Origin of the sequence: Flavobacterium adhaerens (assembly GCF_040045115.1) — a bacterium.
GTDB lineage: Bacteria > Bacteroidota > Bacteroidia > Flavobacteriales > Flavobacteriaceae > Flavobacterium > Flavobacterium adhaerens.
Window position 1 is genome coordinate 40,162 of the sequence record NZ_JBDLZX010000013.1, and the last position, 20,228, is coordinate 60,389.

The 20,228-nt window shown below is 32.7% G+C and carries 20 protein-coding genes; 14 read left to right on the top strand and 6 right to left on the bottom strand.

Translation table 11 applies throughout. The features are described from left to right. Positions 1-16 precede the first annotated feature (16 nt). Positions 17-823 carry an ABC transporter ATP-binding protein gene (locus tag ABEB18_RS15250; RefSeq protein ID WP_348800186.1) on the top strand — a complete coding sequence of 269 codons (807 nt, stop codon included), beginning with the start codon at positions 17-19 and terminating at the stop codon, positions 821-823. A gap of 128 nt (positions 824-951) precedes the next feature. Here ABEB18_RS15250 and ABEB18_RS15255 read toward each other — a convergent pair whose 3' ends face one another. Next, positions 952-1,125 (bottom strand): Sec-independent protein translocase subunit TatA/TatB, encoded by a 174-nt coding sequence (locus ABEB18_RS15255; RefSeq protein WP_348800187.1) that lies wholly within the window; start codon positions 1,123-1,125, stop codon positions 952-954. 214 nt (positions 1,126-1,339) lie between these two features. On the opposite strand from ABEB18_RS15255, the gene ABEB18_RS15260 reads away from it, so the two are divergent. The 8 genes from ABEB18_RS15260 to ABEB18_RS15295 all read left to right on the top strand — a co-directional run bounded on the left by ABEB18_RS15260 (position 1,340) and on the right by ABEB18_RS15295 (position 10,477). Beyond that, positions 1,340-1,852 (top strand): peptidase, encoded by a 513-nt coding sequence (locus ABEB18_RS15260; protein WP_348800188.1) that lies wholly within the window; start codon positions 1,340-1,342, stop codon positions 1,850-1,852. 89 nt (positions 1,853-1,941) lie between these two features. Beyond that, entirely contained in the window at positions 1,942-3,438 is a 1,497-nt protein-coding gene (locus ABEB18_RS15265) for a GH3 family acyl-acid amido synthetase (RefSeq protein WP_348800189.1), read from the top strand. Positions 3,439-3,474: 36 nt separating this feature from the next. Beyond that, positions 3,475-3,885 carry a peptidase associated/transthyretin-like domain-containing protein gene (locus ABEB18_RS15270; protein ID WP_348800190.1) on the top strand — a complete coding sequence of 137 codons (411 nt, stop codon included), beginning with the start codon at positions 3,475-3,477 and terminating at the stop codon, positions 3,883-3,885. Between the two features lie 172 nt (positions 3,886-4,057). After that, positions 4,058-5,737: a DUF6909 family protein gene (locus ABEB18_RS15275; protein WP_348800191.1), complete on the top strand. Its 1,680-nt coding sequence runs from the start codon at positions 4,058-4,060 to the stop codon at positions 5,735-5,737. A 10-nt stretch (positions 5,738-5,747) separates the two neighbouring features. Further along, positions 5,748-6,737, top strand: a complete 990-nt coding sequence (locus ABEB18_RS15280; protein ID WP_348800193.1) for a hypothetical protein — start codon at positions 5,748-5,750, stop codon at positions 6,735-6,737. 54 nt (positions 6,738-6,791) lie between these two features. Next, the gene (locus ABEB18_RS15285; protein WP_348800194.1) at positions 6,792-8,102 is read left to right on the top strand and encodes an MATE family efflux transporter; all 1,311 of its coding nucleotides are present in this window, start codon (positions 6,792-6,794) and stop codon (positions 8,100-8,102) included. A 34-nt stretch (positions 8,103-8,136) separates the two neighbouring features. Continuing rightward, on the top strand, positions 8,137-9,201 hold the full coding sequence (locus tag ABEB18_RS15290) for a hypothetical protein (RefSeq protein WP_348800195.1): 1,065 nt from the start codon (positions 8,137-8,139) through the stop codon (positions 9,199-9,201). After that, positions 9,173-10,477, top strand: a complete 1,305-nt coding sequence (locus tag ABEB18_RS15295) for an O-antigen ligase family protein (protein ID WP_348800196.1) — start codon at positions 9,173-9,175, stop codon at positions 10,475-10,477. The genes ABEB18_RS15290 and ABEB18_RS15295 overlap by 29 nt, the downstream gene beginning before the upstream one ends. On the opposite strand, the gene ABEB18_RS15300 is transcribed toward ABEB18_RS15295, so the two are convergent. Next, positions 10,446-11,522: a glycosyltransferase gene (locus tag ABEB18_RS15300; protein ID WP_348800197.1), complete on the bottom strand. Its 1,077-nt coding sequence runs from the start codon at positions 11,520-11,522 to the stop codon at positions 10,446-10,448. The two genes, ABEB18_RS15295 and ABEB18_RS15300, sit on opposite strands and share 32 nt — an antisense overlap. Before the next feature lie 235 nt (positions 11,523-11,757). On the opposite strand from ABEB18_RS15300, the gene ABEB18_RS15305 reads away from it, so the two are divergent. From ABEB18_RS15305 to ABEB18_RS15315, 3 genes are read left to right on the top strand one after another with little or no spacing between them, the layout of a single operon-like run. Beyond that, complete coding sequence (locus ABEB18_RS15305) at positions 11,758-12,741, top strand: UDP-glucuronic acid decarboxylase family protein (protein ID WP_348800198.1); 984 nt, start codon at positions 11,758-11,760, stop codon at positions 12,739-12,741. Next, the gene (locus ABEB18_RS15310; RefSeq protein WP_348800199.1) at positions 12,741-14,093 is read left to right on the top strand and encodes an exopolysaccharide biosynthesis polyprenyl glycosylphosphotransferase; all 1,353 of its coding nucleotides are present in this window, start codon (positions 12,741-12,743) and stop codon (positions 14,091-14,093) included. The genes ABEB18_RS15305 and ABEB18_RS15310 overlap by 1 nt, the downstream gene beginning before the upstream one ends. Position 14,094: 1 nt before the next feature. Beyond that, positions 14,095-14,850 carry a glycosyltransferase family 2 protein gene (locus ABEB18_RS15315; RefSeq protein ID WP_348800200.1) on the top strand — a complete coding sequence of 252 codons (756 nt, stop codon included), beginning with the start codon at positions 14,095-14,097 and terminating at the stop codon, positions 14,848-14,850. A gap of 26 nt (positions 14,851-14,876) precedes the next feature. Here the strand turns inward: ABEB18_RS15315 and ABEB18_RS15320 are convergent, their stop codons facing one another. After that, positions 14,877-15,401, bottom strand: a complete 525-nt coding sequence (locus ABEB18_RS15320) for an ORF6N domain-containing protein (protein WP_348800201.1) — start codon at positions 15,399-15,401, stop codon at positions 14,877-14,879. A 76-nt stretch (positions 15,402-15,477) separates the two neighbouring features. Continuing rightward, positions 15,478-16,788 carry a phenylacetate--CoA ligase family protein gene (locus tag ABEB18_RS15325; RefSeq protein WP_348800202.1) on the bottom strand — a complete coding sequence of 437 codons (1,311 nt, stop codon included), beginning with the start codon at positions 16,786-16,788 and terminating at the stop codon, positions 15,478-15,480. Between the two features lie 134 nt (positions 16,789-16,922). On the opposite strand from ABEB18_RS15325, the gene purD reads away from it, so the two are divergent. Beyond that, positions 16,923-18,197, top strand: a complete 1,275-nt coding sequence (gene purD, locus ABEB18_RS15330) for a phosphoribosylamine--glycine ligase (RefSeq protein ID WP_348800203.1) — start codon at positions 16,923-16,925, stop codon at positions 18,195-18,197. Between the two features lie 71 nt (positions 18,198-18,268). On the opposite strand, the gene ABEB18_RS15335 is transcribed toward purD, so the two are convergent. Next, positions 18,269-18,499: a DUF6341 family protein gene (locus tag ABEB18_RS15335; protein ID WP_348800246.1), complete on the bottom strand. Its 231-nt coding sequence runs from the start codon at positions 18,497-18,499 to the stop codon at positions 18,269-18,271. Positions 18,500-18,642: 143 nt separating this feature from the next. Here ABEB18_RS15335 and ABEB18_RS15340 point away from each other — a divergent pair, with 143 nt between their 5' ends. After that, positions 18,643-19,572, top strand: a complete 930-nt coding sequence (locus tag ABEB18_RS15340) for a DUF6427 family protein (protein ID WP_348800204.1) — start codon at positions 18,643-18,645, stop codon at positions 19,570-19,572. Here the strand turns inward: ABEB18_RS15340 and upp are convergent. Beyond that, positions 19,567-20,220, bottom strand: a complete 654-nt coding sequence (gene upp / locus ABEB18_RS15345; protein WP_348800205.1) for a uracil phosphoribosyltransferase — start codon at positions 20,218-20,220, stop codon at positions 19,567-19,569. The genes ABEB18_RS15340 and upp overlap by 6 nt on opposite strands. Positions 20,221-20,228: the final 8 nt, after the last annotated feature.

The window sequence follows — 20,228 nt, forward strand, 5'->3', positions numbered from 1 at the left end:
TTTAAAACTTGAAAAAATGAGTTATTTAGAAATAAAAAATTTAGAGATTTCTTTCCCAACTCCAAAAGGGAAATATACAGCAGTACGAGATATTAATTTATCTATAAAAAAAGGAGAAATTATATCGATAATAGGGCATTCGGGTTGCGGAAAATCGACTATTTTGAATGCAATAGGGGGGATGCTAACCCCAACAAGCGGATCAGTAGAATTAGACAATAAAAACATCAAAGGTCCTGGACCGGATCGTGGAATTGTTTTTCAAAATTATTCGCTATTGCCTTGGTTAACCGTTGAGCAAAATATATTTCAAGCGGTAGATTCGGTAATGAATTGCTCTAAAGAAGAAAAACTGATGATCGTGGCTCAAAACCTAAAAATGGTGAATTTATTGCAACACAAAGATAAATTACCCGGACAACTCTCTGGTGGAATGAAACAAAGAGTGGCTATTGCAAGGGCTTTTGCCATCAATCCAGGTGTTTTGTTGATGGATGAACCTTTTGGGGCATTAGATGCATTGACCAAAGGGTCTATGCAACTCGAAGTGTTGAAATTATGGAACTTGAACAACCGTGAGAAAACCATCATAATGATTACCCACGATATCGAAGAAGCACTTTTTTTATCGGACAGAATTGTGGTTTTGCACAACGGTCCTGCATCTACCATTCGTGAAATTGTTGAGGTAGATTTGCCAAGGCCTCGCAACAAAATTGAAATTGTAAAAACACCAGAATATATCCAGCTTAGAGATCATTTGTTGCATTTGCTAACCGATCATTTCTCTATAGAAGATATGGGAGTTGCTTATAGAAATTAATATATTTTGTCCCCTCAAAAAAAAGGTCTTCGCGGATGAACGCGAAGACCTTTTTTGATATAAAAAATTCCAAACTTCTTTAAAAATAAAGATGCTTGGAATTTTGTATAAGATTTTCTGTAGAAAAACTATTCTTTAGTCTCTTCTTTTTTATCAGCTGGCTGATCGTCTTTGGCAGCGTTTTTAAATTCTTTGATACCGCTTCCTAAACCTTTCATTAATTCTGGAATTTTTTTACCTCCAAAAAGTAATAAAACAACTGCAATTATAACAAGGATTTCTGGTAAACCTAATCTTCCCATGATTGAATATTTAATGCCTTAGCAAATTTGTAATAGAATCTAAGGTGCAAATGTATATAGAATAACTGTATAAGCATTCATTTTGACCGATTTATTTGTTTGTGGTAGCGTTAAATATTTTATAAAATTCCAAAGATTCTAACTGTTACAGTTCTTAAAGACTAGTGTTGACAGCACTTTTTTAATCATTATATTTGTGAAATAAATGAACCTCATGTCTGCAAATCGATCAAATAAGAAACAGTTTTGGAATAGATTATTAATCAAAAACCGATTGGTAATTTTGAATGAAGATACTTTTGAAGAAATTTTTTCTTTTAAATTGAATATTATGAGTGTTTTTGTGAGTTTGACTTTAGGAGCTATTTTGGTCATTTCGTTTACCACTATTTTGATTGCATTTACTCCTTTGCGTGAATTTATTCCGGGTTACTCATCTTCTCAGCTAAAAAAAGACGCTACTATTTTAGCCTTAAAATCCGATTCGCTTTCGAAAGCATTAAAGAAAAACGAAATCTATATTCAATCGATCCAAAAAGTATTGAATGGCGAATTAGAATATGCCAAATTTAATAAAGACTCCATTCTTTCCAGCCCCGATGAGATTCCTGAACAAGTTGATTTGACCGCTTCTAAAAATGAAATGGAATTGAGAGCAAAAATCGAACAGGAAGAAAAAGAGGCATCAAATTCTCAAAATACAACTTCTAAAAAGAAAACAAAATAATAATCGAATTCGACAAATAAAATTAGCGGCATAGATTTATGTAAATTTGTAACATTCGTATTAACTTTTTAAAAATTAAGCCCAAAATAATGTCATTAAAATCAGTTGCTGCAAAACTATTTGCAAAAAGAATATATAAAAAGACACAAGCCTGGGTTACTACTCCTATTGAAACTCAAAAAGCAGTATTTTTAGATTTGATTAAAACCGCCAAAGAAACTCAATTTGGGAAAGATCATCATTTTAATCAAATCAAAACTTACGACGATTTTACTAAATATGTTCCTATTCGGGATTATGAAGCATTGAAACCTTATGTTGATAAGGTTGTAAAAGGGGAAGAAAACGTACTTTGGAAAGGAAAACCCTTGTATTTTGCCAAAACTTCGGGAACCACTTCGGGAGCCAAATATATTCCGCTTACCAAAGAGTCAATGCCTTATCATATAGAAGCAGCACGCAACGCTATTTTAAGCTACATACACGAAACTCAAAAAGCCAATTTTGTAAACGGGAAAATGATTTTCTTGCAAGGAAGCCCTATTCTGGATGAGAAAAACGGAATAAAATTGGGTAGATTGTCTGGAATTGTAGCTCATTTTGTTCCGAGATATTTGCAAAAAAACCGATTACCATCGTGGAAAACCAATTGTATCGAGGATTGGGAAACCAAAGTAAATGCTATTGTCGAAGAAACTTTTTACGAGGACATGACCGTTATTTCGGGAATTCCGTCCTGGGTACAAATGTATTTTGAAAAATTGCAGCAAAAAGGAAGAAAACCTGTTGGTGATATCTTTAAAAACTTCAATTTATTTATTTACGGAGGTGTCAATTATGAACCTTATCGAGCCAAATTTGAAAATTTAATTGGAAGAAAAGTTGACAGTATCGAATTATTTCCTGCTTCCGAAGGTTTTTTTGCCTATCAGGATTCTCAAAAAGAAAAAGGAATGTTGTTGCTTTTAAACTCGGGTATTTTTTATGAATTTATCAAAGCCGATGAATTTTATACTCAAAATCCTAAACGATATACCATTGGCGAAGTAGCATTGGGTATAAATTATGTTTTGATCATTTCGACCAATGCAGGTCTTTGGGGCTATAATATTGGGGATACGATTCAGTTTACTTCATTAAAGCCATATCGTATCATTGTTTCTGGAAGAATCAAACATTATATTTCGGCTTTTGGAGAACATGTCATTGGTAAAGAAGTCGAATATGCTTTGCAAGAAGCTATGCAAGGAACATCAATTCGAGTAAACGAATTTACGGTGGCGCCACAAATCACACCACAAGAAGGATTGCCTTATCATGAGTGGTTCATAGAGTTTGAAAACGAACCAGAAGACTTTAGCCTATTTGTAGAAACTCTAGACAATGCTATGCGCAAACAAAACATTTATTATGACGATTTGATTGTGGGGCATGTATTAAGAAAATTAGTTGTGACCAAAGTGGTCAAAAACGGTTTTCAGGAGTATATGAAATCTATCGGGAAATTAGGCGGACAAAATAAAGTGCCAAGATTGTCTAATGATCGAAAAATAGCATCGGTCTTGAGTCAAGAACAAAATCCTTAGAGTTGAAGGTATGAGAAATGTTAAAAAGTAGTCAATATGAAAATTCAACTACCTTTATTTTATTTATTTCTCTTTTTAATTTTGTTTGGTTGTAGAACAAAATACCATTATCCATTATCTCAATTTAAATTGAATGGGAAAATTAAAAATAATTACATTCAAGAAAGAAAGCCAGAATACGGAGATGGGAATCGGGATGGTTGTATAATATTGTCTGAAATTTCACTAAATTTAAATATATCCAATGATTCTATTATTGGTAAAGTTTTAGATACCAAAAGCGGTGAAGGATTGATTAGCGCATCCGTTTATCTTCAATTTGAAAATAATGAAGAAACTTCAATTATCACAAATCAAAATGGGGATTTCTCGGCCAAGACTTCTAAGAAGTTATTATCAATAAAAATTCAATATCTTGGATTTAGACAAATATATGTAAAGTTATAAATATTTGTAAAAATCGATTAAGAGAGAAAGAATTATGTGCAGAATACGTATTTATCTTTCGTAATAAATTTTATCTTAGCCTAAAGAATTTTTACGGAGTTTGTAAAATTACCAAAGGTTGTACAGAAATAATAAATGCTAATTATTTGAAATAGCATAAATAAATTAGAAAATGAAAGACGCTAAAAATACATCCAGATCTAGAGCACATGAATCATCGGCGGCCATTGAGAAAATGTACATCACAATGCGCCATCTTTTTAATAGAGGTTTTTATAAACCAATGGGAATTTCGGGAGATACTTTAAGAGAAGCTTTATTGTCTTTACGACCTGAGATTTATGGAAATATTGCCGAAGAAAAAGTAGAACTCAACGGTCTTTTATATGTTATAGAACGTCTCCCGATAGGAATTGAGGAATGCCGTTTTATCAATTTGACATCGACAGAAGGCTATTCTAAATCACATTTTCAAGCTATAGTTCCGCCCAAAAGACGTCGTAATTGCTACCGAATAGATGAGGAGCAAATGAATGTTGAAATTACCAGAGGACGATCTGATATTTACGATATTTTGACTCACTTGACTTTTATTTTCATAGAATCTCATAAAATTAAAAACAGAGTTTTATTAGATGATGGAGGTGAAGTTTCTCGCGATTGGATTAAACTGGAAATGGCGGTATTGCAAAGCAAGAAATTGAATTTGGTAGAAAAAGAAAAAGCCATTTCGCATACAGCCAATATTTTGGCAAGAACCTTCGATGAAGTTTTAGATATATATGATGCCTTTAGTACAGAGACGGCTCCAGATCGTTTTTTACACGTTATTTATTGGTTAGGAAAACTCGCTATAGAGGAAGACGTAGAGAACAACAAAAGAACCATTTCTTTCAGTCCTGTTTTGAGAGAGCGTTTAGGACACCATATTCATGGAGAAATTTGGGCCAATAATATCAAAGAAGTTTTGAAATCTAAGAATTTATTGGATCGACCTATTCATGTGATTAGTGCCAATATGCATTCGGTAATGAATTCTATTTTTGCTACACCTCTTTTAAAATTAAAATTCAAAGACAAATCGGATTTTGTTATTTACGAAGAGTTAAGTAAGTCTGGTGCAAATGAGGTTCGCAACCAAGTAGAAGCATTGGCACTGAAACAAGGAATGATTTTTTTACCCGATACGTCGGGAACCAACATAGACGTTCAAATTTTTGATACCGCCAGTATTGATTGGACTAAAACAGCTTTTCCTAAAGCCAATTTTAGTGACAAAAGCCCAGTACTTATTGTCATGGATTATGCCTTTGGTGAGCAAGCCTACGAAACCATAGACGAATTATTAAGGCCTTACAAAAAAGACACTCTTTTGCAGGTAGAATCGGTTTCTATTATGGGAAAAGCTGGAATTCTAGAAGGAGGCAAAGGCGATATTATGATTCCAAATGCCCACATCAACGAAGGAACAGCCGATAATTATTTCTTCGAAAACGAATTAACTCCCGAAATGTTCGAAGGCAATGATATTGCGGTTTATGCAGGACCAATGGTTACGGTATTGGGAACATCGTTGCAAAATAAAGATTTGCTAAAATTCTTTCACGAATCGACTTGGGCAGTTATTGGGCTCGAAATGGAAGGTTCATATTATCAAAAAGCAATTCAAGCAGCATCCAAAATCAGAAAAAGTGTTCCGCACGATATAAAAGTTCGTTACGCCTATTACGCTTCAGATAATCCTTTGGAAACAGGAAGTACATTGGCTTCTGGAGGTTTGGGAACTACTGGGGTAAAACCTACTTATCTCATTACCATTAAGATTTTGGAACAAATTTTTAATATAAAATAATAACGACTACATGGGTGCGTCTAAAGAAAATAAAACTGAGAATCCTGAAATTGATTTGCTGACTGTTTTTAGTAAAATTGGGGAAGGATTTGAATGGATCAATACGTTGTTGTTTAAATCGATTCGTTTTTTTGTCAAAAACATAGTAATAGTACTGGTATTAGCAGGACTAGGGATAGCAGCAGGTTATTTTTTGGATAAAGCCAATCCACGTTTTGAACAAAAGGTATTGGTGGCTCCTAATTTTAAATCAACAGATTATTTATATTCCAAAATTGATTATCTGACTTCTAGAATAGCTCTAAAAGATAGTGTGTTTTTTAAATCAATTGGAATTCAAAAACCGCTTGGTGTACTTTCTATAACAGTTGAACCGATTGTTGATATTTATAATTTGATGAATCGTGAAGATCGAAATTTCGAATTACTAGAGTTGATGGCACAAAACGGTGATATCAAATCGATTTTAAAAGAAACCACTACCAGCAAAAATTATGCGCTTCATCTCATAACCATAAAGACCAATAATGTGGTTACGGCTCAAAATTGTATCGATCCAATTTTAAACTATTTGAATTCAAGCGAGTATTATGAAGCACTCAAGAAAATTAATTCGACGAATATTCAAAATGAAATAAAAATAAAAGAAGCTACAATTGTTCAGATCGATGCCATTTTAAGTCAATATTCGGCTAGCAATGGCAACCAATTTAAAAATGAAAAATTGGTTTACTACAACGAAAACCTCAATTTGGGCGGAATTATAAAAATAAAAGATTCATTGTCTAATTTAATCGGACATTTAAAAATTGAACAGTACAACGCCAATAAGACTATTAAAGAAAAAGGAATGGTCTTAAATCTAAAAAACAATAAAACGATCAAAGCTAAGTTGATTTTTATTTTGCCGTTTCTTTTCATAGGGCTTTTTGTTTTCTGGAGTCTGTTTAGGGCTTTTTATAAAAAACAAGCGTTGAAAGCGAGTGCAAATGTAGAATAGTAGTATAATTTCATTGCCAAGTATTGAAATAGATTATGGTCTAGAACAATAAATATGTTAGAAAAAATCAGAAATCAACTATTTCAATTCAGTAGAAGCCCTTTTCTGCAACAAAGTTTTTTTACCTTATTTTTTAGATTTTTCGGAGTGATATTGTTGTTTGGGTTTACCTTATTTTTGACCAAAAACTATTCTCCAAAAATTATCGGTCAGTACGATTTTGTGCGTTCCTTTATTTTGGCAATCGGTAGTATTTGCCTGTTGGGTTTTGATCATTCTATTTTATATTTCAAAGGTTGGTTGGCTAGCCAAAATGCGATCGAAAAGCTAAAAAACATTTATGTCAAAATGGTTGTGATGCTTTTTATAACTTCGATGATGGCTTTGTTAATCATTTTATTGATTGACGAAAAAACAATCAACGACTATTTTTCGGATCAAGAAGTATATTCGATGATTTTTAAAGCGACCGGGGTTTTGTTTTTCTACAGTATCTCTACTTTAAATACCGAAGTTTTTAGAGCCTTAGATCGGTTGTTTGTAGCCGAACTGTTTAGAAATGTACTTAAGTTTACACCACTTATTGTTGGAGCAATAGTGTTGTTTTATTGCGGAAAAGAAAAGTATTTGGTAGATGTTTTTTTGATTGGATTTGTCCTATTATCACTGATAAGTACTCTTTTGGTATTTAAATATTTTAGCAATATAACCCAAAATACAGTTGCAGAAAATGTTTCGCATAAAGAATTATTTTTAAAATCATACCCAATTGCCATCAGTGGTATGGCCATGTTTTTATTACTGTGTTTTGATGTTATGTTTTTAAAAAAATACCGAAATGACGAAACAGTTGCATTTTATTCTATCGGGGTTAAATTGATGACCATTGTTTCGGTAATTGTTCTCACGATAAACGTAACAGTTTCGGCCAAAATTGCGGAGTTTTTTACAAGTAATAAAAAAGAAGAGCTTAAAAAAGTAGTTAGAAACAGTGCTCGATTAATTTTTGGAATCACATTACCAGCAATAGTAATTCTGTGTGTTTTTTCGGAATATGTTTTATCCTTTTTTGGAAGCCAATATGTTGTTGCCAAAGATGCTTTTTTGATTTTAATTATTGGCCAAGGAATTTGTTCGGCATTTGGTTCGGCACCCGTTTATTTAAACATGACAGGGAGACAACATATTTTTCAAATCATACTGATAGCAGCAGTTATAATCAATTTTGCTTTAAATAGAATTTTAATCCCAAGTTACGGAATGATAGGTGCGGCCCTAGCATTTGTGGTAAGTACCTTTTTTTGGAATGGTTTTTCGGCAATTGTGATTTACACCAAGGACAAAGTGAATGTTTTTCTGCATTAATTTTCTCTAACAATCTAAAAAGCTCAGTTAACTAATGCATAGATTTATAAAAAGAAATACGGCATTTTTTATTCTATTATTTGTTATCAATTTATTGGTATCAGTAGTAGCTTTTTATATTTTGCCCAAAAAATTCTTTTACGACGCAACGATTATTGCACTCGATAAAGGCAACGAAATTGGTTTTATAGGGAGTTATCCGCTTACGATTTTGTTCTACAAAATTACAGGTTTGCGGTATTTGCCTTATCCTATAATTGCTTTAATTCAATTTCCAATTTTGATGTTTGTGTTATATAAGATTGGTGTTCCCAATCAGTTTGAAAAACTCAATGTCAAAAACGGAATCATTTATTTGGGAATACTCATGATGGCTATTTTTATGTCGATGCCCTCTAAAGAGTTTATTACCTTTCTATTTATTTCGAGTATCGTTTTTTTGTTTATCAATGAGAAAGAATTTTCAAAATGGATGGTAATCAAAGCACTTTTGTTACTGTCGATATTTGGTGTTTTTTACCGCCCATATTTTCTATTGATTGCTATTATTGCGTTGGTAATGTATGGGGCTATTTTGATAAATTTCAAGAACAAAACTTTTGCGGCTATTTTTTATGGAATATTAGTAGCCGTATTTTTGTCATTGAGTTACGGGCTTGTAACGGGTGAATATTTTTCGGAAATTAGTAGAGAAGTAGTCAATAGCGGACGAATAGGCTCGGTCGATGCCAATTCGAGCATAATTTCTCCTATAAAACCGGATACTTGGTATGGGGAAACGGTTGGGATATTATATGGTTTTTTCTCGGTAAATATTCCTGTCAACGGATTTAAGCATATTTTTTCGCCTCAAATTTTAGTTTTTGTTATTTGGCAATTGATGTTGTTTTACATCCTGTTGGTACGTTTTTCAAAATGTATTGCAGCTCGGGATGAACATAAAAAAGAACTTTGGATTCTACTTATTTTATTTGGATTTTTTATTGTTCAAGGTGTTTTCGAACCCGATTTAGGCTCGGCAGTTCGGCATAAAATTGGCGTTTTTCCTTTAATTTATTATACTCTATACTATGAGCATTTCAGAAAAAAACTTCAATAAAACGATTACCGTTTTTTTGACAATCTTGGCTGTTTGTATGATTTTTAGAAAGCCTTGTTCAGTATTGATTTTCGGATTTGCAGTTTTTAATTTGTTTTTTCTTAAAAAAATCCAGTTCTCTAAAAACGCATTGGTTGTAATGGCATTGATTTCTTTACCATTACTTTTGGAAATCCTAATGTTCTGGAACAATGACTCGTTTGCAAAAGGACTAAAATCGGTGGAAAAGTACAGTTCGCTTTTGGTTTTTTCTTTGTTTATTTTAGGGAATTATCAGCGTATTAAATTCCTAAAAATTCTGAGATATTATTCTATTCTCACTACTGCTGTTGTGTTTTTCTTCTTTTTTAGATTTATCATCTGTTATCCTGATTTGATAGCAAAATACAGCGACGGAAATGATTTATGGGAAATGGGTTATGCGTTTTCTAATAGTATCGGAATACATGCACCAGCACTCAACATGCATTTGGCATTTGTATCGATAGCGAACCTTTTTTTTGTTTTGAAAGATTTTAGAAGAAATGGGAAAGTGTTGCAAAAAATAAATAGTATAATCGTTTTTGTTTTGTCCTTTTTTTTGGTGCTATTTGTCAATACCCGAATGGCCTTATTCAATGCATTGGTAGGTTTTGTTTTGGTTTTTCTGGCTGAGGTCTTGAAAACAACAAACGCCAGAAAAATAATGGGAACTTTTGCTGTTTTGTTATTGATATTGGGAGGAGTGCTTTTTGCTTTTGTTCAAAACAATCCCTATATGAAGGAGAAGTACTCAACAGTAACTTTTGCTTATATGGATAAAGTTGGGAAACTGGATGAGATTGAAAATCCAGAATCCAAAGTCTTTAATGCTTTGGTAACTCGTGTATCTATTTGGAAATCGGCTTGGGAATTATCGGTGAAAAACCTTCCTTTTGGAGTGGGAGCTTCAGATGGAAAACTAGAATTAATTAAATATTATAAACAAACGAATCAGCAATTTTTGGCAAAATATGAATTTCCAACGCACAATCAGTTTCTGGATTATTTACTCAAATTTGGAATACTAGGCCCCATTGTTGTTTTATTTTACATTGGAACAATAGCCTATTTAGGGATCAAATTGAAAGATGCTATTGTTCTTTCGTTCTTTTTTCTATTTTTTACCTCCAACCTTACTGATGATTTTTTGTTGCGTTTTGATGGTATTGCCTTTAGCGGATTTTGGATGGCCATCTTTGGGAGCTATTGGTTGCAAAAGAAAACTATTGTCGATACAGATCTGAAAGCGTTTTAAAATTTTTGTGAACATCAAATAAATCATTGCATCTGGCTAGAGCATTTTTACCAAATTCAGTTCTGATTTTTTCGTCTTTTAATAATTCAAAATAAGGATCCAGTTCTTCAATATCTTCAAAAAGGAATCCAGTTATATTGTGTAAAACAGCATCTTTATTGCCAATAATATTGGTAGCGATTACAGGTTTTTGCATGGCCATGGCTTCTAGAACAGCAATAGGCAATCCTTCCCAAACCGACGTTTGGAGATAAATATCAATGTTGTTGAGCTCATGTAAGGCCATTTTTCGCTCAAAAAGCCAACCAGTGATTCGAATATTTGGGGCAGTTATGGCTGATATTAATTCGCCATTGCCAATCCATACAAAATTGTAATCTGGAAACCGAAGCGCAATTTGGTTGAATAGAATGGGATTTCTTGCCGCAGTAATTCTAGCCATAATCCCTATAGTTAATTTGTCATTTTTATTACTCGAAAAGGATTCTCGAACCGTTTCGCTGTCAATACCGTTTCGAACCAAGGTAGATTTTCCTATTTTTTGAGCAATTTCTAATTCGGTATCACCACAAGCAATGGTGGTTCCTCCAAATAGTTTTTGAAAGCTTTTTTCAATAAACCAATAAAGTTTACGAGCCGTTTTTGAGGCATCTTTTCTTAAAAAAGAATAACCATGAGGGGTATAAAACAGTTTTTTTTGGCTGAATAAAAAAAAGTAGGCAACACGACCCAAAACACCCGCTTTTGATGAATGTAGATGAATTACATCGGGGTTGAGTCGTTTTAATTCCTTAGTAAGCTTGATAACTGATTTAAAATCTTGATACGGAGATAATTCACGAACCATTTTGATTTCGATTAAATTGACTCCGCTAGAGAATTCGGATTTTATTTTATGAGGATCAATTTCTTTTCGGTTTCCGCTATAAATAATGGTTGTAGAGATTTCTTTTCTTACTTCTTCTTCTCCAAAATAATTGGACAAATCTTTAAAATAAGTATAAACACCTCCACCAAGGGCTTCAATTACATGGACAACTTTCAAATTTAGTATATTTTAATAGGGCAAAAATAGGTTAAAGTCTAAGATATCACTATTTTTTAGACAAATGTTCGTTGGTAAACTAAAAGTTATTTCAGATGACAAAAAATCCAACCGATTGCGTTACAAAAAACCCAAGATTTGATACTTATTCATTTCGTCATAAAATTGAAAGGTAAAATATTTTAGTACATTTGCTCCTACTACAATTGTTAAGTTAAGTAGAATAAATCAATTTATGAAAAGAGTACTTATTACTGGAGCAGCAGGTTTTTTGGGATCTCATTTGTGCGATCGTTTTATCAAAGAAGGTTATTATGTAATAGGTATGGATAATCTTATTACGGGCGATTTAAAGAACATCGAACATTTATTCAAATTAGAAAATTTTGAATTTTACCATCACGATATTACTAAGTTTGTGCATGTACCAGGTAATTTAGATTATATACTTCATTTTGCATCACCAGCAAGTCCAATCGATTATTTGAAAATTCCAATTCAGACCTTAAAGGTGGGTTCTCTAGGAACACATAACTTATTAGGTTTGGCAAGAGTCAAAAAAGCAAGAATACTTATAGCGTCAACATCTGAGGTTTATGGTGACCCTTTGGTTCATCCGCAAACCGAGGAATATTATGGCAATGTAAATACTATTGGGCCTCGTGGAGTGTATGACGAGGCAAAACGTTTTCAAGAGTCTATCACGATGGCTTACCATACTTTTCATAAAGTAGAAACCCGAATTGTTCGTATTTTTAACACTTACGGCCCAAGAATGCGTTTGAATGATGGCCGAGTAATTCCAGCCTTTATAGGACAAGCCATTCGTGGCGAAGATTTAACCATTTTTGGAGATGGTTTGCAGACTCGTTCGTTTTGTTATGTTGACGATCAGGTAGAAGGAATTTTTAGATTATTGCATTCTGATTATGTTTATCCTGTAAATATTGGAAATCCAGACGAGATCACGATCAAAGATTTTGCCGAGGAAATTATAAAATTAACGGGGACAAAACAAAAAGTGGTGTACCATCCGCTACCTATAAACGATCCATTGCAGCGCCAACCTGATACTACCAAAGCCAAAGAACTATTAGGTTGGGAAGCCAAAGTAAGTAGATCCGAAGGAATGAAAATTACCTATGATTATTTTAAATCGTTGTCTAAAGAAGAATTATCTAAGGAAGAGCACAAAGATTTTTCTAAGTATATTTTTTAGTGAAGACAAAAACTGGAAGATATTCGGGGTACATAAGACCTTTTTCGCGTGTATTAGATTTGATTATTATCAATTTTTTTGCAGCGTATTTTTCGGGTATTCCTATTTTCCAGGATTATTATTCTCTTTTTATTAGTTGTATTTGGTTGCTAATTGCTACAAATTTGGGTTTCTATGAAGTCTATCGTTATACAAAAGTAATTAGTATTTTGAGTTGTACTTTGAAGCAAACCATAGCTTTTGCTATTTGTTGTTTGGCGTTAAATTACTTTTATCCAGATCGATATCAATTGGTTGATTTGTTTTTGTTTGTATCAACTGCAGGAATATGTGTTCTTGGATTCAAATTGTTTATTTATTTTTTCTTACGGAAATATAGAATTTTATTTGGAGGAAATTTTAGAATGGTTGTATTGGTAGGAAAAGAGAATAGCATACAACCATTGCAACATTTTTTTGAAGAAAATCCCGATTATGGATACAAACTGATTAAGACTTTCGATTTAAGTCATCAAAATGTAGATTCTTTGACAGGCATTTTTTCTTTTATTCTAACGCAAAAAATAGACGAGATTTATTGTGCTATGACGGATTTGAACAGCAAGCAAGTAGAAGAGTTTATTTTCTTTGCCGATAATAATTTGAAAACTCTCAAATTTATCCCCGATGAAAAGCAGTTACTTTCTTTAAATATAGCATTCGAATATTATGATTATATTCCTGTAATACCCCAACGAACAATTTCGTTAGATGAGGCTTCTCACAAAATAATCAAACGAGTTTTTGATATTTTTTTTTCATCGCTCATTATAGTGGGAATATTATCTTGGTTAACACCAATATTGGCGGTTATTATTCGGTTTGATTCGAAAGGCCCTTTGTTTTTTGTACAAAAACGAAACGGTTTGAATAACAAAGAATTTAATTGTTTTAAATTTAGGTCAATGGAAATCAATTCATTGGCCGATATAGAACAAGTTACCAAAAACGATACTAGAATTACAAAAGTTGGTAAATTTATCCGCAAAACCAGTATAGACGAATTACCGCAATTTTTTAATGTCTTGATGGGCGATATGTCCGTTGTTGGGCCAAGGCCTCACATGGTGAGCCACACCAATATGTATGCGGAGCGAATCGATAAATTTATGGTACGTCATTTTATAAAACCTGGAATCACAGGACTAGCTCAGACCAAAGGATTTCGAGGCGAAGTAGAATCAGACAAAGATATTATCAACAGGGTGCGGTATGATATTTTTTATATCGAAAAATGGTCTTTACTTTTAGATTTTAAAATTATTTTGAATACGATTTTTAATACCCTAAAAGGAGACAGCAAAGCCTATTAAAATGGAAAAACCTTTAGTATCTATAATAACACCATCGTTCAATTCTGAGAAATTTATCGAACAAACGATACAATCTGTTCAAAATCAAACCTATCAAAATTGGGAAATGATTATTGTGGATGATTGTTCTACGGATCAAACAGCAACGGTTGTTAATGTGATCTCAAGAGCCGATTCTCGAATTAAATTTTTTCCACTTAGCCAAAATATCGGCCCTGCCAAAGCCAGAAATATTGCAATTGAAAATGCAAAAGGAAAGTATATGACTTTTCTAGATGCAGATGATATTTGGTTTCCAGATTTTATAAAAAACAGTATCGATACCATAAAAAATACGGGTTATTCTTTTGTTTTTTCATCTTATAGACGTTCTAATGAGCATTTAGAATTCGTTTATTCTGATTTTATAGTTCCCGAAAAAGTTACTTATACCGATATTTTAAAAACCAACTCAATTAGTTGTCTAACGGCTTTTATCGACATTGAAACATTAGGAAAAAAAACAATGCCCGAAATTAGAAAGCGTCAAGATATGGGTTTGTGGTTAAAATACTTAAAAGAAATTCCGTTTGCATACGGGATTCAAGAGCCTAAAGCAATTTACCGTATTCGAAAGGGTTCTTTATCCAGAAATAAAAAAAATCTTTTAAAATACCAGTGGCAATTTTATCGTGAAGTAGAAGGGTTGAGTGTTTTTCAATCGGTTTATTATATGACACACTGGATGTATCGTGGATTTATGAAATATAATAATTAATTGGTATAAAATTATTTTGCTTTATTTTATTTATACCCAATTTTTGTTCTTGGTTTTTCATTTTCTTTTTTCTCTGATAATTCATCCAAATAGGAAAAAACCAACTCGATATTTTTATCATGGTTTTCCAATTTTTTCTGAATTTGAGCAATATCCAATTTCATTTCGGTAGTATCCAAAAGCATTTGTCTCACTTTGGCAAAAATACGCATGATTTGAATGTTAGTCTGAATGGCTTTGTCGCTTTTCAAGACACTTGATAACATTAGAACGCCGTGTTCAGTAAAAACAATGGGTAAATGACGCAAACCCATTTTGTCTGAATTGGAGGTCGCAAATTGCGACCTCCAATTTTCAAATTCTATTTTGGTAAGTTCAAACATAAAATCTTCTGGGAAACGAGAAATATTACGTTTAACCTGCTCTTTTAATCTTTTAGTTTCAATTCCATAAAGTAGTGCCAAATCTCTATCAAGCATCACTTTTTGGTTTCTAATAAAGTAAATTTTATTAGAAATTAATTCTTCGGAAAGTAATATTTTGTTTTCCATACATTTATTGTTTGATTTCTTAAAGGGCACAAATTATGATCTTTAAATAAAAAATAAATATACGATTTTATTTACATTATAAAAGAGAAGAAAATTGCTTCAGTTTTCCTCGATTGCTTCTTTCCAAAGAATTTTTTCGATTAAAAATGAAGTATAAATTAGGTTCTAAATATAAAGAAATAGCCTCTTTAATTTTTTGAATTTGAGCCAAATCCAATTCTTTTTCCGAAACATAATCAATTTCAAAAGAATCAATATGGGTTTGTTTGATGACAAATTCTTTTACATTTCCATCGTCTTCGATGATGCTTTTGGTAACATAATAAAAGGTTAATCCGGGAGATTTTTTGCCGCTGGGTAAGACTGCAATATCATTGGTACGACCAATTAATTTTTTGAGAATTGGTTTTTTAGGGGTGCTTTTTTCGTCCAGAATTCCAATGTCACCAAGGTCATATCTGATGAACGGATGCGCTTTGTTGTAAAGAGAAGTAATCACAATACGCCCCGAAGTTCCGTTTGGAACGGGTTGATTATTTTCGTCCAAAATCTCCACAAATAGTGTTTCCGAATTGACTTGCCATTCGCCTTTGGAGTTTTGAAAAGCAATCAAATCTAGTTCTGAAGCTCCGTATTCATTGACAATTGGAATTCCAAATTGTTTTTCTAAAAGGATTTTGTCTTCTTCAAAGAGCATTTCGGAGGTAACCATACAAACTTTTAAAGTAGGACAAATCTCTTTTAAAATAAGATTTTTTTGCTGTAAAAATTTGGCAAACAAAACAATTGTTGAGGTATAACCATTGATATAATCGAATTTCTTGGTTTTAAATGTCTCTAAAAATCTTTCTAAAACTACATTTGATAAATCGAAAATTGAAAACCGATAACGATGGCTCAAAATATCTTTGAGTCTCTCTTTTTTGTTACCAATAAAATCTAGAGGAATTCCATAAAACCGAGCTTGATAAGAAGTATTGAAATCTATTCCGTACCAACCAAAACGGTAAATAGTTGAAGCCCAAGTCAAAGCATGGCAAAATTTGTCTTTAGCAAAAATAAACGGATGTCCGCTTGAACCAGAAGTTTTGTTGAGGTAAACTGTTTTTTCGGTATAGCCCGAAGAAAGCCTTTGTTTCAGAGGCTTTTGAAGATTATGTTTGTTTAAAATGGGAAGATCGTTCCAATTCTTCAGAGATTCTATCTTTGCTAATTCCTTATAAAAACCATTATTGGCAAAATGAAAATTGACGATTTCTATTTTTTTCTGTTCAATAAAATCTTCGAAATTTTCTTCCCGAATGGCAATAATCTTTTGCAACTCAGCTTTGGCTTCCTTCATTGGGAAACCGTTAATTTGAAGCGTTAAATCAAATAGTTTGAACATGTGCAAAAGTAAATTTTGTCAAAAATACTATTTAGGTAACACTATCGAGGGGTAATCGTTAACTTTTTGAAATATAATTATTATTTCCGTTCAAAACGAATTATTTTTGCACCACAACTTTTTAAAACAAGACCATGAATATTTTACTATTAGGATCAGGAGGAAGAGAGCATGCCTTTGCATGGAAAATGATTCAAAGTCCACTTTGTGACACACTTTTTGTAGCACCAGGAAATGCAGGTACTGCGCAAATTGCAAAAAACGTTGACATCAGTGCTACCGATTTTGAGGCTATAAAAGCATTGGTTATCACAGAAAATATTGAAATGGTAGTGGTTGGACCCGAAGATCCGTTGGTAAAAGGGGTTTATGATTTTTTTAAAAATGATGCAGTATTAAAAAGTATTCCTGTAATTGGCCCTTCAAAAGTGGGTGCTACATTGGAAGGAAGTAAAGAATTTGCCAAAGAATTTTTGATGCGACACAGCATCCCAACTGCGGCTTATGATAGTTTTACAGCTGAAACAGTTGAAAATGGATGTGCATTCCTCGAAACGCTACAACCTCCTTATGTTTTAAAAGCTGATGGTTTAGCCGCTGGAAAAGGAGTTTTGATTATTCAGGATTTAGAAGAAGCTAAAACGGAATTGAGAAATATGTTGGTGAACCAAAAATTTGGTGCCGCAAGTTCAAAAGTGGTTATTGAGGAATTTTTAGATGGAATCGAGTTGAGCTGTTTTGTTTTGACCGATGGGAAAAGCTATAAAATTTTGCCAACAGCCAAAGATTACAAACGTATTGGCGAAGGCGATACAGGTTTGAACACAGGTGGAATGGGAGCGGTTTCTCCAGTTCCTTATGTAGATGCCGTTTTGATGGAAAAAATTGAAACCCGTATCGTAAAACCAACAATTGCTGGTTTCCAGAAAGACGGAATCGAATACAAAGGTTTTGTATTTATTGGTTTGATCAATGTAAAAAACGAGCCTTTGGTTATCGAATATAACGTGAGAATGGGTGATCCCGAAACAGAAGTTGTGGTACCACGATTAAAATCGGATTTGGTGGAGTTGTTTTTGGCAGTTGCCAATGAAAAACTAGGGGACTTTAACCTTGAAGTAGATCCAAGAAGTGCTACAACGGTTATGCTTGTTTCAGGAGGTTATCCTGAAGATTTTGAAAAAGGAAAAGTAATTACAGGATTAGAGAAAGTAGAAAATTCAATTGTTTTTCATGCGGGAACCAAGCTAGATAATGGGAATGTAGTTACAAACGGAGGTAGGGTAATGGCGATTACGTCTTACGGAAATAATTTTCAAGAAGCTTTAAATCAATCGTATCAAAATGTAGATAAAATTCAATTTGAAAAAATGAATTTCAGAAAAGATATTGGATTTGATTTAATCTAAAAGACATAAAAAAACACAAATGGAGTTTTTATTAATTCCATTTGTGTTTTCTATATTTTTAAATCTACGGATTATTTTAAAAATGAATGAGCAGTAGTATCTTGTTCATCTTCTCCATTTTCTTTTTGCAATTTTAATTGTTTAATCCAGTAAACAATTGCAGCAGAGCAAATAATAATAAATACCCAGTTGATAAAATTGGCACCAAACCAAGTTTTAAGTTCTAAAGCGCGGAAGAAATCTAAAGGAGCAAATAATATGTTTACAAATAAGTATTGTATTCCTTCAAAAAATGATGTCATCATAATCTATATCTTTTATTTTTAGTATTTTACTTTTAGGAAATTGTAACTTTAAAAAAGTTGTTGTAAATCTTTTTTAATCTTGTTCGATTCCTTTTTAAACAAGTATTATATTTACAGTCACAAAAGTATAAAATATCCTTATGATAACAAGTGTTTTTAAAAAATCTACACCATTTAATTTTTCTTTGGTGGTAATTTTGATGCTGGTTTTCTTTTTTCTATATCAAATTCAAGATCTTAGTTGGACAAATTCAATTATTGAAATTCTACAAAGAGTTGGTTTATTTCTAATTTTATTTGCAACAGTTTTTCTGAATAGTTTTATTTCAAAAAAGAACGGACTTAGTAGAGACAGCACTTACACGGCTTTTTTTACAGTTGTTTTTCTGATTTTTTTTCCAGACCTGTTTAATAATCCCAATTTAATACTGGCAAATTTTTTTATTCTTTTAGCCATTAGAAGATTAGTTTCCTTACAAACTTTAAAAGAATCTAAAGAAAAACTTTTTGATGCCTCTTTATGGATTTTTATTGCTTCCTTATTTCAATTTTGGAGTATTTTATACCTTTTATTAGTTTTTATATCGATTATTTTTCACGTTGCAAGCGATTATAGAAACTGGGTAATTCCGTTTATTGCGCTTTTTGCAACATCAGTATTGTTTGTTTCTTGTTCGTTACTTTTTGATATTGATAGTATAGCATTCCTACAGAAAAGTAGCAGAATTGACTTTGATATCGATTATTTTACCAATAATTATCAAAATGCAGCATTTGCAATTTATGTTACTGTGGCTTTGTTTTTTATAATCTCTATGTTTGCCTCTTTGTCCAATAGGCCACAAGTATTACATTCATCCTTCAAGAAAATAGTAGCTTCTTTTTTTATAGGACTTGTAGTTTTTGTTTTATCGGCAAATAAGAGTAACGAAGTTTTAGTGTTTACCTCTGCACCATTGGCAATAATGGCGACAGCTCATATCGAAATGTCTCAGCCCAAATTAAAAGAAGAAATAGTATTGGCGGTGCTTATTCTATGTAGTTTGTTTACTTTCTTTTCGCAACTATAGTTTTGATCCATAGGCTAAGTCGCCAGCATCGCCAAGACCAGGGACAATATAACTTTTGTCATCGAGTTTCTGGTCTAATGCGGCAACCCAAAGATGACAAGAATCAGGCAAATGTTGTTGTAAATAGGCAACTCCTTCTGGTGCAGCAATGATTGCAGCAATGTGGATTTCTTTTGGAGCCCCCTTTTCTATCAGTTTATTAAAAACGGCCACCATAGATAAACCCGTTGCTAGCATGGGATCGACCAACAATAAATTTTTATTTTCGATGGCGGGAATAGCTTGGTATTCTACACAAATTTCAAAAGAATCATCATTATTTGGGTGATGTCTGTAGGCCGAAATAAATCCATTTTCAGCATTATCAAAATAATTTAAAAAACCTTGATGCAAAGCCAAACCAGCTCTCAGAATCGAACATAAAACGATTGGGTCTGCCATTTCAGTTGTATTTTTAATCCCCAATGGGGTTTTGATTTCAACAGTTTTGTAGGCTACAGTCTGACTGATTTCGTAAGCCATAATCTCACCAATTCGTTCTATATTTCTACGAAAACGCATACTGTCATTTTGAACATTTGTATTTCGAATTTGACTTAAAAAATGATTCAAAACACTGTTTTTTTCGGATAAATAATGTACTTCCATCGTTTTGC

Excerpts from the sequence above, each read along its gene's own strand:
- ABEB18_RS15305 (WP_348800198.1), top strand. The coding sequence starts at position 11,758 with ATGAAAAGAGTACTTATTACTGGAGCAGCAGGTTTTTTGGGATCTCAT.
- purD (WP_348800203.1), top strand. The coding sequence starts at position 16,923 with ATGAATATTTTACTATTAGGATCAGGAGGAAGAGAGCATGCCTTTGCA.
- ABEB18_RS15265 (WP_348800189.1), top strand. The coding sequence starts at position 1,942 with ATGTCATTAAAATCAGTTGCTGCAAAACTATTTGCAAAAAGAATATAT.
- upp (WP_348800205.1), bottom strand. The coding sequence starts at position 20,220 with ATGGAAGTACATTATTTATCCGAAAAAAACAGTGTTTTGAATCATTTT.
- ABEB18_RS15255 (WP_348800187.1), bottom strand. The coding sequence starts at position 1,125 with ATGGGAAGATTAGGTTTACCAGAAATCCTTGTTATAATTGCAGTTGTT.
- ABEB18_RS15295 (WP_348800196.1), top strand. The coding sequence starts at position 9,173 with ATGAGCATTTCAGAAAAAAACTTCAATAAAACGATTACCGTTTTTTTG.
- ABEB18_RS15285 (WP_348800194.1), top strand. The coding sequence starts at position 6,792 with ATGTTAGAAAAAATCAGAAATCAACTATTTCAATTCAGTAGAAGCCCT.
- ABEB18_RS15275 (WP_348800191.1), top strand. The coding sequence starts at position 4,058 with ATGAAAGACGCTAAAAATACATCCAGATCTAGAGCACATGAATCATCG.
- ABEB18_RS15340 (WP_348800204.1), top strand. The coding sequence starts at position 18,643 with ATGATAACAAGTGTTTTTAAAAAATCTACACCATTTAATTTTTCTTTG.
- ABEB18_RS15325 (WP_348800202.1), bottom strand. The coding sequence starts at position 16,788 with ATGTTCAAACTATTTGATTTAACGCTTCAAATTAACGGTTTCCCAATG.
- ABEB18_RS15315 (WP_348800200.1), top strand. The coding sequence starts at position 14,095 with ATGGAAAAACCTTTAGTATCTATAATAACACCATCGTTCAATTCTGAG.
- ABEB18_RS15250 (WP_348800186.1), top strand. The coding sequence starts at position 17 with ATGAGTTATTTAGAAATAAAAAATTTAGAGATTTCTTTCCCAACTCCA.
- ABEB18_RS15260 (WP_348800188.1), top strand. The coding sequence starts at position 1,340 with ATGTCTGCAAATCGATCAAATAAGAAACAGTTTTGGAATAGATTATTA.
- ABEB18_RS15270 (WP_348800190.1), top strand. The coding sequence starts at position 3,475 with ATGAAAATTCAACTACCTTTATTTTATTTATTTCTCTTTTTAATTTTG.
- ABEB18_RS15290 (WP_348800195.1), top strand. The coding sequence starts at position 8,137 with ATGCATAGATTTATAAAAAGAAATACGGCATTTTTTATTCTATTATTT.
- ABEB18_RS15335 (WP_348800246.1), bottom strand. The coding sequence starts at position 18,499 with ATGACATCATTTTTTGAAGGAATACAATACTTATTTGTAAACATATTA.
- ABEB18_RS15280 (WP_348800193.1), top strand. The coding sequence starts at position 5,748 with ATGGGTGCGTCTAAAGAAAATAAAACTGAGAATCCTGAAATTGATTTG.
- ABEB18_RS15320 (WP_348800201.1), bottom strand. The coding sequence starts at position 15,401 with ATGGAAAACAAAATATTACTTTCCGAAGAATTAATTTCTAATAAAATT.